The 15,324-nt window shown below is 67.1% G+C and carries 13 protein-coding genes; 9 read left to right on the top strand and 4 right to left on the bottom strand.

All coding sequences use genetic code 11. The annotated features are described in order from the left end of the window. Position 1 precedes the first annotated feature (1 nt). The 5 genes from NA10_RS18215 to NA10_RS18195 all read left to right on the top strand — a co-directional run bounded on the left by NA10_RS18215 (position 2) and on the right by NA10_RS18195 (position 5,481). Entirely contained in the window at positions 2-1,474 is a 1,473-nt protein-coding gene (locus NA10_RS18215) for an FAD-dependent oxidoreductase (RefSeq protein ID WP_067569416.1), read from the top strand. A 15-nt stretch (positions 1,475-1,489) separates the two neighbouring features. Then, positions 1,490-2,347 (top strand): LLM class F420-dependent oxidoreductase, encoded by an 858-nt coding sequence (locus tag NA10_RS18210; protein ID WP_067569413.1) that lies wholly within the window; start codon positions 1,490-1,492, stop codon positions 2,345-2,347. 74 nt (positions 2,348-2,421) lie between these two features. Next, positions 2,422-3,687, top strand: coding sequence for a glycosyltransferase family 4 protein (locus NA10_RS18205; protein ID WP_067569410.1), 1,266 nt, complete (start codon positions 2,422-2,424; stop codon positions 3,685-3,687). Next, positions 3,681-4,412 (top strand): class I SAM-dependent methyltransferase, encoded by a 732-nt coding sequence (locus NA10_RS18200; protein ID WP_067569407.1) that lies wholly within the window; start codon positions 3,681-3,683, stop codon positions 4,410-4,412. The genes NA10_RS18205 and NA10_RS18200 overlap by 7 nt, the downstream gene beginning before the upstream one ends. Continuing rightward, positions 4,399-5,481: a prenyltransferase/squalene oxidase repeat-containing protein gene (locus NA10_RS18195; RefSeq protein ID WP_067569404.1), complete on the top strand. Its 1,083-nt coding sequence runs from the start codon at positions 4,399-4,401 to the stop codon at positions 5,479-5,481. The genes NA10_RS18200 and NA10_RS18195 overlap by 14 nt, the downstream gene beginning before the upstream one ends. Before the next feature lie 72 nt (positions 5,482-5,553). On the opposite strand, the gene NA10_RS18190 is transcribed toward NA10_RS18195, so the two are convergent. Further along, on the bottom strand, positions 5,554-6,582 hold the full coding sequence (locus tag NA10_RS18190) for a phosphotransferase family protein (RefSeq protein WP_245677590.1): 1,029 nt from the start codon (positions 6,580-6,582) through the stop codon (positions 5,554-5,556). 2 nt (positions 6,583-6,584) lie between these two features. Further along, positions 6,585-7,700 carry an Rv3169 family protein gene (locus NA10_RS18185; RefSeq protein ID WP_067569401.1) on the bottom strand — a complete coding sequence of 372 codons (1,116 nt, stop codon included), beginning with the start codon at positions 7,698-7,700 and terminating at the stop codon, positions 6,585-6,587. A 109-nt stretch (positions 7,701-7,809) separates the two neighbouring features. On the opposite strand from NA10_RS18185, the gene NA10_RS18180 reads away from it, so the two are divergent. Together NA10_RS18180 and NA10_RS18175 are read left to right on the top strand one after the other, a co-directional pair. Further along, positions 7,810-8,433 carry a TetR/AcrR family transcriptional regulator gene (locus tag NA10_RS18180; RefSeq protein WP_067569535.1) on the top strand — a complete coding sequence of 208 codons (624 nt, stop codon included), beginning with the start codon at positions 7,810-7,812 and terminating at the stop codon, positions 8,431-8,433. A 412-nt stretch (positions 8,434-8,845) separates the two neighbouring features. Further along, on the top strand, positions 8,846-10,450 hold the full coding sequence (locus NA10_RS18175; RefSeq protein ID WP_169812601.1) for a PKD domain-containing protein: 1,605 nt from the start codon (positions 8,846-8,848) through the stop codon (positions 10,448-10,450). A gap of 23 nt (positions 10,451-10,473) precedes the next feature. On the opposite strand, the gene NA10_RS18170 is transcribed toward NA10_RS18175, so the two are convergent. After that, complete coding sequence (locus NA10_RS18170) at positions 10,474-11,478, bottom strand: TIGR03617 family F420-dependent LLM class oxidoreductase (RefSeq protein WP_174562524.1); 1,005 nt, start codon at positions 11,476-11,478, stop codon at positions 10,474-10,476. Positions 11,479-11,630: 152 nt separating this feature from the next. Next, positions 11,631-13,268, bottom strand: coding sequence for a GMC family oxidoreductase (locus NA10_RS18165; protein WP_067569395.1), 1,638 nt, complete (start codon positions 13,266-13,268; stop codon positions 11,631-11,633). Between the two features lie 231 nt (positions 13,269-13,499). On the opposite strand from NA10_RS18165, the gene NA10_RS18160 reads away from it, so the two are divergent. Together NA10_RS18160 and NA10_RS18155 are read left to right on the top strand one after the other, a co-directional pair. Continuing rightward, positions 13,500-14,732: a cytochrome P450 gene (locus tag NA10_RS18160; protein WP_067569392.1), complete on the top strand. Its 1,233-nt coding sequence runs from the start codon at positions 13,500-13,502 to the stop codon at positions 14,730-14,732. Between the two features lie 58 nt (positions 14,733-14,790). Next, positions 14,791-15,279, top strand: coding sequence for a glutathione peroxidase (locus NA10_RS18155; RefSeq protein WP_067569389.1), 489 nt, complete (start codon positions 14,791-14,793; stop codon positions 15,277-15,279). Positions 15,280-15,324: the final 45 nt, after the last annotated feature.

The following is a 15,324-nucleotide window of genomic DNA, read 5'->3' as shown; positions in this document are numbered from 1 at the left end:
CATGGCCGATACCGCAACCGTCCGACCGCTCCGGGCCAGCGAGGTGAGCTCCTGGGATCTCGAGGCCGATGTGGTCGTCGTCGGCTACGGCATTGCCGGGGTGTGTGCGTCCATCGAGGCGGCCCGGACCGGGGCCGATGTGCTCGTGCTGGAACGCACCGGCGGCTGGGGTGGCGCGGCCGCGCTGTCCGGCGGCTTCATCTACCTCGGCGGCGGTACGGCGCTACAGCGCAAGCTCGGTTTCGAGGACACCCCGGAGAACATGGAGGCGTTCCTGACGGCCGCGCTGGGTCCGGGCGTGGACAAGGCCAAGATCCACGACTACTGCCAGGGCAGCGTGGAGCACTTCGACTGGCTGGTCGCCAATGGCGTCCCGTTCAACGAGGTCTTCTGGGGCGAGCCGGGCTATGAGCCGCCCGCCGATGAGGGCCTGATGTTCTCCGGCGGCGAGAACGCCGCACCGTTCAACGCCATCGCCACCCCCGCACCGCGCGGGCACCTCGCCTGGACCAAGGACAAGAAGCTGGGTGAGAAGGGCGGCGGCTACATGCTGATGGAGCCGCTCGCCCAGACCGCCGAAAAGCTGGGCGTGCGACAGGAATTCGACGTGCGGTTGCAGCGACTGGTCGTCGACGACGACGGCCGGGTGGTGGGCGTGGCCGCCAAGCGCTACGGCAAGGAGCTCTTCGCCCGCGCCGAACGCGGCGTGGTACTGGCCACCGGCAGCTTCGCGTACCAGCACGAAATGGTGGAGCGCTTCGCGCCCAAGATCATCGGACGCCCCGCCGCCACGGTGGAGGAGCACGACGGTATCGGCATCCGGGTGGCGCAGGCCCTGGGCGCGGATCTGGCGCATATGGACGCCACCGAGGTCGCGCTCATCGCCGACCCGCAGGTGGTGGTGCGCGGAATCCTGGTGAACGGGCGCGGACAGCGATTCATCACCGAGGACACCTATCCGGGGCGGATGGGTCAGGCGGTACTCCAGGATCAGGACAATCAGGCATACCTGATCATCGACGAGCAGGCGCTGGAGGCGGCCTTCGAGACCAAATCGTCGATGTCGTTCCTGCGGATCGCGCCGACCTGGGTGGCCGAGACCGTCGAGGAGCTCGAGGGTGAGATGAGCCTGCCCGCGGGCACCCTGCGCGCGACCATCGACCTGTACAACAGCCATGCCGAACACGGCCAGGATCCGTTCCTGCACAAGAAGACCGAGTGGGTCAAGCCCATCGGCGAACCGCTGGGCGCGTACGACCTGCGCGGATACACCGGCGGCTTCACCCTCGGCGGGCTGCGCACCGATCTCGACTCGCGGGTGCTGCACGTCTCCGGTGAGCCCATTCCCGGGCTCTTCGCGGCGGGCCGCGTCACCTCCGGCATCTGCGCGGGCGGCTACGCCAGCGGCTGCTCACTGGGTGACGGCAGCTTCTACGGACGGCGCGCGGGCGTGGCCGCCGCCAAGGGCGACTGAGAGGACGTGCGGCACATGCGATTCGGAATCGTGCAATTCACCAGCGACCGCGGCATTCGACCCGCCGTCGCCGCGAAAGCCGCTGAGGAACAGGGCTTTCGATCATTCTTCGTGCCCGAGCACACCCATATCCCGATCAAGCGGGAAGCGGCGCATCCGGGTACCGGCACCGCCGAACTCCCCGATGACCGATACACCCGCACCTTGGATCCGTGGGTGACGCTGGGGACCATCGCCGCGGTGACCACGAAGATCGAACTCTCCACGGCGGTGGCGCTGCCGACCGAGAGTGATCCGATCACCCTGGCGAAGACCATCGCGACGCTGGATCACCTCTCGGGTGGACGGGTCACGCTGGGCGCCGGATTCGGCTGGAACACCGACGAACTCACCGATCACGGGGTACCGGGCAATAAGCGGCGCACAGTGCTGCGCGAGTACGTCGAGGCCATGCGGGCGCTGTGGACGCAGGAGGAGGCCAGCTACTCCGGCGACTTCGTCTCCTTCGGCCCGAGTTGGGCGTGGCCCAAGCCGGTGCAGGCGCATGTGCCGCTGCTGATCGGGGCGGGCGGCACCGAGAAGACGTTCAAGTGGATCGCCCGCTCCGGTGACGGCTGGATCACCACACCCACCGAAACCGATGTCTCGGCGTCCACCGCACTGCTGATGAAGTGCTGGGCCGAGGCCGGCCGCGAGGGCGCACCGCGCGTGGTGGCCCTGGACTTCAAGCCCGACGCCGACAAGCTTTCGCGCTGGGCCGAGGCCGGTGTCACCGATGTGCTCTACGGCATGCCGGACAAGCCGGAGGCCGATGTGCTCGCCTACCTGGAGCGGTTGGCGGGCAAACTGGAGCCGCTCGGCCTGGTCCGCTGACCGCGGACCCGCCTGACTTCTGTAATTAACACTCCACCAGTAGATTTCGCCGCGCCCCGACGAAAGGCCCAGACGTGCGTATTGCCCTGCTGTCCTACCGCAGCAAAACCCACTGCGGCGGCCAAGGGGTATATGTCCGCTACCTCAGTCGAGGGTTGGCGGAGCTGGGACACCAGGTCGAGGTGTTCTCCGGGCAACCGTATCCGGAGCACCTCGATCCCCGGGTGCGGTTGACCGAGGTGCCGAGTCTGGACCTGTACCGGGACGAAGACCCTTTCCGCACACCGGGATTGCGGGAGATCCGGGACGGAATAGACCTGCTCGAGGTCGCCACCATGTGGACCGCCGGATTCCCGGAGCCGCGCACGTTCAGCCTGCGCGCGGCCCGGATACTGCGGGAACGCGCGGCGGAATTCGATGTGGTGCACGACAATCAATGCCTCGGTTACGGGTTGCTGGACATCGCCCGGCACCTGCCGCTGGTGGCCACCATCCACCATCCGATCACCCGGGATCGGGCGGTGGATCTGGAGGCCGCGCCGTGGCGGCGAAAACCGTTCCTGCGCAGGTGGTATGGCTTCCTGCGGATGCAGGAGAAGGTGGCGCGGCAGCTGCCGGAGCTGATCACGGTGTCGTCCTCGTCGGCCGCGGATATCGTCAGCGACTTCGGGGTGTCGGCCGAGCACGTGCGCACGGTGCCGCTGGGTGTGGACACCGAGCTGTTCCGGCCGCGCGAAGCACCGCGGGTGCGGGGACGGATCGTGGCGGTGGCCAGCGCCGACAAGCCGCTGAAGGGCATCGCGCATCTGCTCAATGCCATTGCCCGGCTGCGGGTTACCCATGACCTGGAGCTGCGGCTGGTCGCCAAGTTGGAGCCGGAGGGTCCGACCGAGAAGCTGATCGCCGAACTCGGACTCGCCGATATCGTCACCCCGGTGAGCGGACTCGATGACGACGAGCTCGCGCGGCTGCTGGCCTCGGCCGAGATCGCCTGTATCCCTTCCCTGTACGAAGGGTTCTCACTACCCGCCGTGGAGGCCATGGCCAGCGGTACACCCCTGGTGGCCAGCCGCGCCGGAGCACTGCCCGAAGTGGTCGGCGATTGCGCCGAACTGGTCGAGCCCGGCAATGTGGATGATCTGACCCGGGTGCTCGGCGCACTGCTGGACTCCCCCGCCCGGCTCCGCGACCTGGGTGCGGCCGGGCGGGCGCGTGCGCTGACCGTCTTCAGCTGGGAAGCCGTTGCCGCACAAACCGTTTCGGTGTACGAACGAGCTATGGCCCGGCACGATTCCCGTCCGGTGATCACCCCCATCCGCCAGGAGGCGCACACATGCTGACCGTCGACTTCGACCGCCTGGGCATCGGCCCGGGCACCCGCGTCATCGATGTGGGGTGCGGGGCCGGACGGCATTCCTTCGAGGCGTATCGGCGCGGCGCGGATATCGTCGCCTTCGACCAGAACGGCAGCGACCTGGCCGATGTGGAGGTGATGTTCCGGGCCATGGCGGACGCGGGTGAGGCGCCCGAGTACGCCAAGGCCGAGACGGTGCGCGGGGACGCCCTCGACCTGCCGTACGGGGACGGCGAATTCGACGTGGTGATCGCCTCGGAGATCCTCGAACACATCCCCGCGGACGACGCGGCCATCGCCGAGCTGGTGCGGGTGGTCAAACCCGGTGGCGCGCTCGCGATTACGGTGCCGCGCTGGCTGCCCGAGCGGATCTGCTGGGCGCTGTCGGACGAGTACCACGCCAATGCGGGCGGTCATGTGCGGATCTACCGGGCAGACGAACTGCGCGACAAGGTCATCGCACGGGGTTTGAGATTTATCCACAGGGCGCACGCACACGCGCTGCACTCGCCGTACTGGTGGTTGAAGTGCGCGGTCGGGGTGCACAATGACAGGCATCCGGCGGTGACGGCGTACCACCGAATGCTGGTGTGGGACATGATGTCCGCACCGCAGGTGACCCGCACCACCGAGCGCTGGCTGGACCCGCTCATCGGCAAGAGCGTGGCCCTGTACTTCGCCAAGCCGGCGGTCCGCAGTGCCCGCCGCTGAACTACCCGCCGTGCCCGGCGTGCTGTCCGCACACGACTGCCTGCGCACGGCCGAAACCATCGCGGCGGCACAGCAATCCGATGGGGCGCTGCCCTGGTTCACCGGCGGGCACACCGATCCGTGGGATCACATCGAGAACGCCATGGCCCTGACCGTCGGCGGACTGTGGGATCAGGCGCGCGATGCGTATCGCTGGTCCGCGAAGACCCAGCGCGACGACGGGTCCTGGGCCATGCAGTTCCGCGACGGCGTGGTGGAGAACGCGGACAGCGATACCAATTTCTGTGCGTACATCGCGACGGGGGTGCTGCACTACCTCACCAGCACGGAGGATTCCGCGTTCGCGCGGGAGATGTGGCCGACGGTCCGCGCCGCGATCGACTTCGTGCTCTCCCTCCAACGTGGCCGCTTCGGCGAGATCCACTGGTCGCTGGGTCCCGCGGGCTCGTCCGGCGAAGCGCTGCTCACCGGCTGCTCCAGTATTTTCCACAGCCTGCGCTGTGCGCTGGAGCTGGCCGAGCGGTTGGGTGATCCACAGCCTTCCTGGGAGGTCGCCGCACTCCGCCTCGGGCATGCGCTGCGCGATCATCCCGAGGCGTTCCTCGACAAGAGCCGCTATTCGATGGACTGGTACTACCCGATCCTCGGCGGCGCGATCCGAGGGCGACGCGGCTACGACCGAATCACCGCGCGCTGGCCCGAATTCGTCATCCCCACGCTCGGTATCCGCTGCGTCGCGGATCAGCCGTGGGTCACCGGCGCGGAAACCTGCGAGCTGGTGCTCGCGCTGGACGCACTCGGCGACCAGCGCCGCGCCCGCCAGCTCTTCATCAATATGCAGCACCTCCGCGATCCGGACGGGTCCTACTGGACCGGCCTGGTCTTCACCGACGGCAAACGCTGGCCCGAGGAACGCACCACCTGGACGGCCGCGGCCATGCTGCTGGCCGCCGACGCCCTCAGCCGGACCACGCCGGGGAACGGCATCTTCCGGGATCTGCTCCCGAATCTCCGCACACCGGCCGGACCTTGCGAGTGTGCCGCCGACCTGTACCCGAATCCTTCGTAGCACGCCCGGCACCGACGGACTCCGCCCCCGGTGCCAGTCCCGGGGGCGGAGTCCGGTGAAACAGCTACCGGATCACTGCTCCAGCAGCTGTTCGATTCGGGTGGTGCAGAAGCCGGTGATATTCATCTCCGGCGGCAGTTGGATCCGATTCGCCATGCGCAGCAACGGAACCGACAGCAGCACCGCGGCCAGGATCTCGTTGAAGACCAGATTGCGCACCCGCGTTCCGGTTCGCTTTTCGTAGTAGGCGATGGTCTCCTCGCGAGTCGGCGTACCGGACAGCGGGTCGTGCCCCTCGTAGGTGGAGCTGGCCCAGTCCAGGAACAACATCCAGGCCAGGTCCGCCTCGTGGTCGCCGAGATACGCGATCTCCCAGTCGAGTACGCCGCTGACCCGGAAATCGCTGTCGTACAGGATGTTCGACATGCGGGCATCACCCCAGCAAAGAACCGGGTGCTCGGGTTCGGCGAGGTTCTGCCGCAGGTACGCGATAGCGCGCCGGTAGGTCGAGGGCAGCTCCCCCGCGGTGGCCCATCGCAGGGCCGCGTCCAGATAGTTCACAATCTGTTCCACCGGCCCGCTGCCGTACTCCGGCAACGCCAGGAAGTCCAGATTCAGAGCCCGCCAGTCCAACCGGTGAATATCGGCGAGGGTGTCCACGCATCCCCACCACATCCGCGCGCGCTGCTCCGGTGTGGCTTGGAAGTAGTTGCCCTGCACGTGATACGACGGATAGTCGCCGGGCGCCTCGCCCGCCAGCCGGTTCATCACGAAGTACGGGCTGCCGAGTTGTTCGCCTTCGCGGTCCAGCCAGATCGGCGTGGCCACCGGAACAGCGGTGGCGGCCAGTCGCCGCATCACCAGCACCTGCCGCAGCAGATCGTAGTCGGGGAACAGGGATATCTCCGGCGGCCGCCGGAAAACCATTGGCAGCGTGCCGCTTTCGTCCTCTACATCGAAAAGGTATGTCTCGGTGGCGAATCCACGATCGGTACGCTTGAAGTCGCGGATCCTGGCGCTACCGGAGACCGGGAAGTTCCGGCGCAGCTGCGGTTCCAGTGCCGCTGCCAGCCGCTCCGCCGGCAGTCGTTCGATGCTCAAGCTCAGTACCCCTTGTACCCGTACTTGTCATTGCGGCCCATGAAGACCATTTCGACCAGGCCGTAGCCGACCTTGCCCTCGGTCTCGACGCGGCAGAAGGTCTCGCTCAGCATGCTGACCTGCTTCAGATCCTGGGCATCGGTGAGATCGGCGACGAAACTGTCACTCCAGGATTCGCCCTTCCACACACCCGAGGCGTAGCCGCGGTAGGTGTCATAACCCGCCAAGCCGGGCCAGAAGTCGCCCACCGGCGTGATGGTGAACTCCCGCGTCGTGCCCGCCGCGTCGACAATGCTGAACGTCCCGCCGCTGACGATTCGGAAGTCGTCGCGGAAGGTCAACTCGTGCGCGGCGTCTCGCACGGGCTGTGGCTGGGCGTCCGAGCCGAGCGGTGACAGTACCGTCCCTTCGAAATGCCAGCGGTGCCCCTCGGGCGTCTCGCGCTGCGCGAAATGCACCAGCTCGTCATCGAATTGGAAGATCCCCATGTAGTAGAGGACGCCCTCGGGAATCTCGCCCGGCTGCAGAATCCCGCCGCCCTCGTTGATCGCGCCGCCGCCACCGCCGTGCCGGGTGCCCCAGGAGTGATCGCGCCCGAACCACCAGGTCGACGGATCGATCTCGATGCGCTCGCCCTCGACCTCGAGGAAGCCCGAGACCCAGCCGTTCTGGTAGTACCGCCGCGCGTCCTCGCGCACCCGTCCGCGCGTCCGGAAGAACGCGGGCTCCTGCTCGTAAGCCGGGAACCGCGCATCGAATTCAAGCTCCAGCGTGATGTTGTGCTCATTCTCGACCAGCGACGCGCGCACCTTCCGCAGCGGTTCGACGATCTCGTAGGTGAACGGCCCGACCTGCCAGGATCCGAGCCCGTCGTACCGGTCGTCGATCTGCCGGGACAGGCGCACCGTATGCGCCTTATCGCCGAGGGTGATCATGGCGTAGGCGTCGATGAGATTGCGGTTGGGATAGCGCGCCATACCGGTCATGACGCTGACCCGCCGGGTCTTGTCGAAGCCGTACATCACCACCCGCTCGGTCCAGCGCAGATCGCTCTGCTGGACGTGGTCGAAGGTGGTGGGCAGCTGATGGCAGAGCAATTCGTCCTGTGGCGTCAACATCGACGGTACCTCTCGAGAGCAATTAGAATACGCGGCACAGCGTATTTGAAAAGGCCGCTGGAGGTACTGTGAATCCCAGAATTTTCTCGAGAGAGTGTGGGAGGACCCGGTGAGCGCACCCCAGCCGGCCCGCTCGGGGCCGGGGCGTCCCCGCGATCCGCAGTTGGACGAACAGCTCCTGGCCGCGACACAGGAACTGCTGGTCAGCGAGGGCTACCAGGCCACCACCATTGCCGCGGTGGCCCGGCGCGCGGGTGTGGTGACCACCTCCATCTACCGCCGCTGGCCGAGTAGGCGGGCCTTGATCGAGGACGCCATCTTCGCCCTGGAGGAGTTCAACCACCCGGCCCCGAGCGGTGATCTGCGCGCGGACCTACTCGCCTGGACGCGGCTGTTCCTGTTCGCCTCCGCGCATCCCGCCGCCCGCTCGGCCATTCCGGGTCTGCTCTCGGAGTATCACGACGACCACGACAGCTACCGCCGTCTGCTGGACCGCGGTGAGCTTCCGACCCGCGAGGCGCTCGGGGAGCTGTTGACCGGCGCGGCGGATTTGGGCCAAGCCGCGTCCGACTGCGATGCGGACGCGCTGTTCGAACTACTGCGTGGCGCGACGCTGTTCCGGGCGCTCACGCACGGCGATCACGATGCCGACGCCTTCTGCGCGCAGATCGCCGACGCCCTGGTGGCGGTGGCGTCGACCCCGGCCGGTCAGCGTATGAGACCGAACCAGTAGATCACGCAGGCCAGAACGAAGACGATCACTGTTTCCATCGTCGGATCCAATCTCCTTGGCGCACTTGCCTCAACGATACCCGTGAACAAGATCGCCGGATGCAACCCCGGCATTACCGGGATTCGCCGATCCGGCCCCTGGAGCACGACCCGACACCCCTCGTGGACGGATCGTGCCCCAGCGTTCCCCCGGCCGGGTCCGACGCCGGGCGGACCCGGCGTCGAAGACAACGATGCGGCGCGGCCCTTGGCACGGCCTTAAGAAGATCTTGCAGCACCGAGGAAACGCCGTAGACCAGCAGACACGCCGGTCAAAAGGACTAAATTCGGCCAATCCGGCGCGCCTGGTCGGCGCTACGCGTGTCGCCCGCACTATGGCTGCTGTCAAGACGCGGAACTCTCAGGAGGCGCATGTGAAATTGTGGCGATCCCGCTGGTGCCGGGTGGCGCTGCTGCCCACGCTGGTGGGTGCGACCGCGGTGGCCGGGCCGTTGGCCAGGGCCGATATCGGCACCGAACTACCCCTGATCATCGATGTCAGCACACCCGCCGCCGGACAGTGCGACGGCGCGCTGCACGGCACCACCGCCGTGTACTTCCCACCGGGCGTGCCCGCGCACGCCGATGTGGAGTGGCGCATTCTCGGCGGCGGACAACCGATTCGCACCGGCATCACCCCGGTCAACAGTGACGTGATGACGGTCGGATTCGATATCCGGCAGGACGAACTGCCCGCCGACGGCCGGCTACGCGTGGACGCCCGCGCCAGGGTCCCCGGCGGCGCGGTCGGCGGCTACGGCAAACCGTGGAATCTACGGGTGAGCCGCGAATGCCGTCCGCTGCACGTGGTTTCGGCGGGCGATTCGGTCACCTGGGGGCAGGGGCTGGGATTGGATCGCACGTTCGCCGATCTCACCGCCGAGGCGCTCGGCACCCAGACCGGCCGCACCGCCCGACTACACGACTATTCGGTCTCCGGCGCGGCCCTGGACGCGCCCGTCCTGCACGCCGATACCGAGGACGCGGGCTGTCCGGTCGACGCGAAAACCACCGACGAGACCCGCACCGACCGGCTGCCCGACGTATTCTGCCAGCTGGAACAGGCCGGAGCCGAGGCCCGAGCGGGCGGTTATCCGGTGGATCTGGTGCTGCTGGACGGCTGCATCAACGATCTGGATCCGCTGTTCGGCATTCCGGTCGGCGTCACCCCGGGCACCAAGGATGTGACCGCCGCGGTACAGCGCGAATGCGCGGGGGTAGGGGCCGAGGCGGACAATCCGGCCGTGCACGTCCCGTACTTCAGTGGTGCGAAGCTGGGCTACGGCGGGCGCGGTATGCGGGCGGCCATCGAGAAGGCGCACAATCTGCCCGGCAGTCCGAAAGTGCTGGTATCCAACTACTTCCACGGCGAGGACGCGCCCGGGGCCCCGGAGGCGTTGCGCGCCCGCTGGTCCGAGTTCATCCGGGTCTCGGCCGAAACCTTCCGGCAGGCTGCACAGCAGGCCAATAGCGCCGCGGGCGAGGTGTACGCGGTGGCGGCCGACGGGCTGGTCAGCCGGGACGGCGGCGATCACGGTCCGTGGATGAATCCCCTCGGCGATGAGGAGGTTTCGCTGCGACTGCTGGCCTGTCCGCACATCGAGGCGCCGCCGCAGTGCCGTACCGCCGCCGTCAGCCATACCGATGTGGACGGCGCGCGAGAGTACGCCAAGACCTTCCTGCTCAATCCGGTCGTGCGCGAATGGTTCGGCGGAGGTGGACCTTTGGGTGACGGCTTCACCGTCTCGAAGACCTCCGGACCCGCCGGAACCACGGTGGAGTTCGACGGTGCGCCCGCGGGCGGCGCGATTCGCCAGTACGACTGGTACTTCGGCGATGGCGCGCACGCCAGCACGGACGGTCCGACCATCGCGCACGCGTACCGGGATCCGGGCCCGAATCTGCCGCGCCTGGTGGTCACCGATATGACCGGGCGGCGGGCCATGTACGAGTTGGAGGAGCCGATAGTCATCGGCTGAAGGCCGGACCGCCCTGTACGGACTCAGCCGTGCAGGGCGGTGGCCAGTTCCGCGATGGCGGCATCGGTCACCGGATATCCGGGGAAGTAGCAGCACACCCGGGAGATCCTGTCCCCGTAGCGATTCCGGATCAGCGCCGCGCACTCGGCGGGGGTGCCGCTCACCGTCAGCGCGTCCACCATCGGATCGTCGATCAATCCGGCCATCTCCCGCCAGCGCCCCTGTTTGGAGAGCAGATTGAGCTCCGGTTGCAGATCCCCCCAGCCTTCCACCTCGAGCACCGGGCGATAGGACGGCGTGGACCCGTAGAACGCCAGCAGATTACGCACCGACCGTCGCGCCGCGTCGAGTTCGCGCTCCGTATTGCCCATGGCCACAATGGCTTCGGCGATGATCTCGAACGGCCGATCGGATTCGGCCAGGCCCCGGTCCACCGCGGCCAGCGTGCGTTCCCGGAAATGCCGCTCGGTATTGAACGGCATGACCAGCAGCCCGTCGGCCACCCGCGCCGCCATCTCGGTCATGCGCGGGCCGAGCGCACCCACCAGCACCGGCGGCACGCCATGCGGATTCGGCCCCGGATCGAAGTTCGGCGGCATCAGGGTGTGCTGCCAGAACTCCCCGCGATAGTGGAGTTGTTCCCCGGTCTGCCAGGCGCGCAGGATCTCCCGCACCGCGGCGACCGTATCGCCGAGTCGATCCACCGGCCGCGACCAGGTGCTGCCGTACCGTCGCTCGATGTGCGGCCGGATCTGCGATCCCAGCCCGAGCCGGAAACGCCCGCCGGACAACGCATGTAGGTCATAGGCCGCATGTGCGAGATGAATCGGACTGCGCGGGAACGCGATCGCCACATTGGTCATGATCGCGAGCCCGGACCCGGCGGCCAGCGCGAGCGGGAGGAACACATCGTGCGCGCCCTCGAAGGTGAACACCCCGTCCACCCCGGCCGCACGCAATTGCGCCGCGCGGGAAGCGGATTCGGCGACCGGGCTGTTGAGCCACACATCCAGCGGCAACGCTGCCATGATTTCCTCTCGAAAGCAGAACTCCGCCCCGGGCGCTGATGGTGCAGGCCCGGGGCGGAGCATGGTCACCGCAGGTCGTGGTTGGGTGACCGGCGTTCCGGCAGCTGCAAGGGAAGTAACAGCGCCGCCGAAACGCCTTCCGGTGCGGCGGTTTACGCGCCGATGAACTCCGCGGCCTTCTCACCGATCATGTAGCTCGGGGCATTGGTATTGCCGCCGGTGATGCTGGGCATGATCGAGGCGTCGGCCACGCGCAGACCCTCGATACCGTTCACCTTCAGGGTGGGGTCGACCACGGCGCGCTCGTCCACACCCATGCGGCAGGTGCCGACCGGGTGGTAGATGGAGTGCACGCGGTTGGGGAGTTCGGCGCGCAGTGCGGACTCGTCCTGCAGGGCGGGCCCGGGGGCGAGCTCCTCGGTCCAATCCTTGGCAATGCTGCTGTGCGCCATGATCTCCCGGATCATCCGAATGCCCTCGATGAGGAATTCGGTATCGCGCGGATCGCTCAGGTAACCCGGGTCGATGAGCGGCGAGGCGAACGGATCGTTCGAGGCCAGTCGCAGATCGCCGCGACTCTTGGGGTAGATGAGGCTCGGGAAGATGGTGAAGCCGGGGCGGCGATCGACCAGGTGCAGCTTGTCCTCATCCTGGTTGGGGATGGGGTAGCTCCACGGCAGGGTGTGGATCTGCATGTCCGGGTAGTCGCCGTCGGCGAACTTGGTCTTGACGAAGCCGCACGCCTCGAAGACCGTGCGCCCCATCCAGGAACTGCCCGGGCGGGCCAATTCCCGCATGATGCCGCTGGCGAAGTGGGTCGGAATACCGCGGTGGATGGCCTTCTTCGAGATGTAGGTCATCGGCACGAACAGGTGGTCGTGCAGGTTCTGGCCGACCGGCAGGTCCGCCACCACGTCGATGCCCAGTTCGCGCAGGTGCGCGGCCGGGCCGATGCCCGAGAGCATGAGCAGCTGCGGCGAGCCGATGACGCCGCCGGAGACGATGACCTCCTTGGCTGCGCGCACGATCCGGCGGCTGCCGTTCTTCTCGGCCAGTTCGACACCGGTGGCGCGGCCGTTCTCGATCACGATCCGGGTGACGTGCACATGGGTGAGCACGGTCAGATTCGAGTTCGGCATATCGGTGATGAAGCCGCGCGAGGAGCTGTAGCGCAGACCATTCTTGACGCTCTGCTGGAAGATCGAGATGCCCTCCTGCGATGCGCCGTTGTAGTCCTCGATGATCGGCGCGCCAAGGGTCTCGGAGGCGGCGACCATGAACTGCTGGGCGATCGGGGTCAGGTCCTGCTGCCGGGTGACCTCGATGGGGCCGCCCGCGCCGCGCACATCGCTCGCGCCGTCCTGCCAGTTCTCCAGGCTCTTGTAGGCCGGGAGCACGTCCTCATAACTCCAGCCGGTATTGCCCTCGGCGGCCCAGGAGTCGTAGTTGGCGCGGTTACCGCGCACGTAGAGCATGCCGTTGACCGAGCTGGAGCCGCCGAGCACCTTGCCGCGGGTCATCGGGATCAGGCGGTCGTTGGCGTGCTTCTGCGGGACCGAGTACTGCTTCCACGTCACGCGCTTCTTCAGCTGCGGGACGGTGTGCACCATGCTGATCGCGCCCGGCATGGTGACCATGCGGGTGTTGTCCCTACGGCCGGCCTCCAACAGGATCACGCTGGCGCCGCGTTGGGCGAGTCGGCCCGCCACCACGGCGCCGGCGCTGCCCGAACCAACAACGACGTAATCGGCTTCGGTCGCGGAATCCCCGGAGCGCGGAGAAGCGGTCATTCTTCGTTACCTCATCCTCGAGTGTGCCTGCGGTCACTGTAGAACAAGTTCTAGTCTGCGCACAGATCGGGCAGGGTGTCCACTCGTTCTTCAGATTCTGCCGGTTTGCTGGCTCAAGCCGGTTGCCGGTGTAGGCGAAACCCGGTCCGCCGCACCCGTCCACGTGGTTCAATCGTGGTGAAACACGTTTCAGTTTCGCGATCATAGCGGCAATATGCGCGAGGAGGAACAGTGTCTGTTCCGTCGCTACCGGCAGGCTTCGATTTCACCGATCCGGCCCTGTGGGCCGATCACAGTCCCGCCGCGGAGTTCGCCGCGCTCAGGCGCACCCGGCCGGTCTGGTGGAATGCCCAAACCCCCGAACAGGCAGCGCCGTTCACCGACGCGGGCTTCTGGGCGATCACCCGATACGAGGATGTCAAAGAGGTGTCCCGGCGACCGGACATCTGGTCCTCGCATGAAAAGGGCTCGATTATCCGGATGCCTGCGGATTCGCTACCCGAACAACTGGAACTGTCACGGAGTGCGCTGCTGATCAATATGGATCCGCCGAAACACACCAAGATTCGCCGGATCATCTCGCAGGGATTCACCCCGCGGGCGGTCGAGGGGCTGCGCACAGCGCTCACCGAACGCGCCGCGGCCATTGTCGCCGAGGCGAAGAAGTCCGGCGGCGGCGATTTCGTGGAGCAGGTGGCGTGCGAACTTCCGCTACAGGCCATCGCCGAACTGCTCGGGGTGCCGCAGCACGATCGGCACAAGCTCTTCGCCTGGTCGAATCAACTGCTGAACTTCGACGATCCGGAGTTCGCCGGGGCGAATATGACCGCCAATGCCGAACTGCTCGGCTACGCCTACAACCTGGCCGAACAGCGCCGCGCGTGTCCCGCCGACGATATCGTCACCAAGCTGGTGACCGCCGATATCGACGGGGAGGCACTGGGTTCGGACGAATTCGGCTTCTTCGTCATCCTGCTGTCGGTGGCGGGCAATGAAACCACCCGCAATGCCATCACGCACGGTATGAAGGCATTCGTCGACAATCCGGAGCAGTGGGAGCTGTATCGGGAACGACGCCCGCGCACCGCGCCCGACGAAATCGTGCGCTGGGCCACGCCGGTCACCTCATTCCAGCGCACCGCGCTCCACGATACCGAACTCGGCGGGCAGGCCGTCCGGCAGGGCGATCGGGTCGGATTGTTCTACAGCTCAGCCAATTTCGACGAGGACGTATTCGACCGGCCCTTCGAATTCGACGTGCTGCGCGATCCGAATCCGCATGTCGGATTCGGCGGCACCGGTGCGCATTTCTGCGTCGGCGCGAATCTGGCGCGGCTGGAGATAGACCTCATGTTCAATGCCATCGCCGATGCCATGCCCCGGATCAGCGAGGCCGCACCGCCGCAGCGATTGCGCGCGGGGTGGATCAACGGGATCAAGCACTGGCAGGTTCGGTACGAGTGAAGCCCCTCGAATACGGGCGGACCGGCGACCACGCCGAACCCGTTCTATATTCGAGGGCGTGACCTCACTTCGCGATATTCCGCTGCAGACGCTCGCCGATAAGCCCACCACGCTCGCCGAACTGGCCGCCGACCAGGTGGTCCTGCTGGTCAATGTCGCCTCCAAATGCGGCCTGACCCCGCAGTACACCGGCCTGGTCGAACTCCAGCGGACCTACGGCCCGCGCGGTTTCACCGTGGTCGGCGCGCCGTGCAATCAGTTCATGGGCCAGGAGCCCGGCACCTCCGAGGAGATCGCCGAATTCTGCTCCACCACCTACGGTGTGGACTTCCCGCTGCTGGAGAAGCTGGAGGTGAACGGCGAGGGCGCGCACCCGCTCTACCGGGAGCTGACCCGGGTCGCCGACGCCGACGGCACCGCCGGTGATGTGCAGTGGAACTTCGAGAAGTTCCTGCTCGGCCGCGACGGCACCGTGCTCGCGCGCATCCGCCCCCGCACCGAGCCCACCGACCCGTCGGTCATCGCGGCCATCGAGGCCGCCCTCTAAAGCGGACCCCGTCATCCCGGCGTGCTTGTGGCCGGGATTCACGCT

This window comes from Nocardia acidivorans NBRC 108247, assembly GCF_001625085.1.
In the GTDB taxonomy this organism is placed as follows: Bacteria; Actinomycetota; Actinomycetes; order Mycobacteriales; family Mycobacteriaceae; genus Nocardia; species Nocardia acidivorans.
The sequence above is the reverse complement of the archived record's forward strand: the minus strand, read 5'-3'. Positions and strand labels throughout refer to the sequence as shown.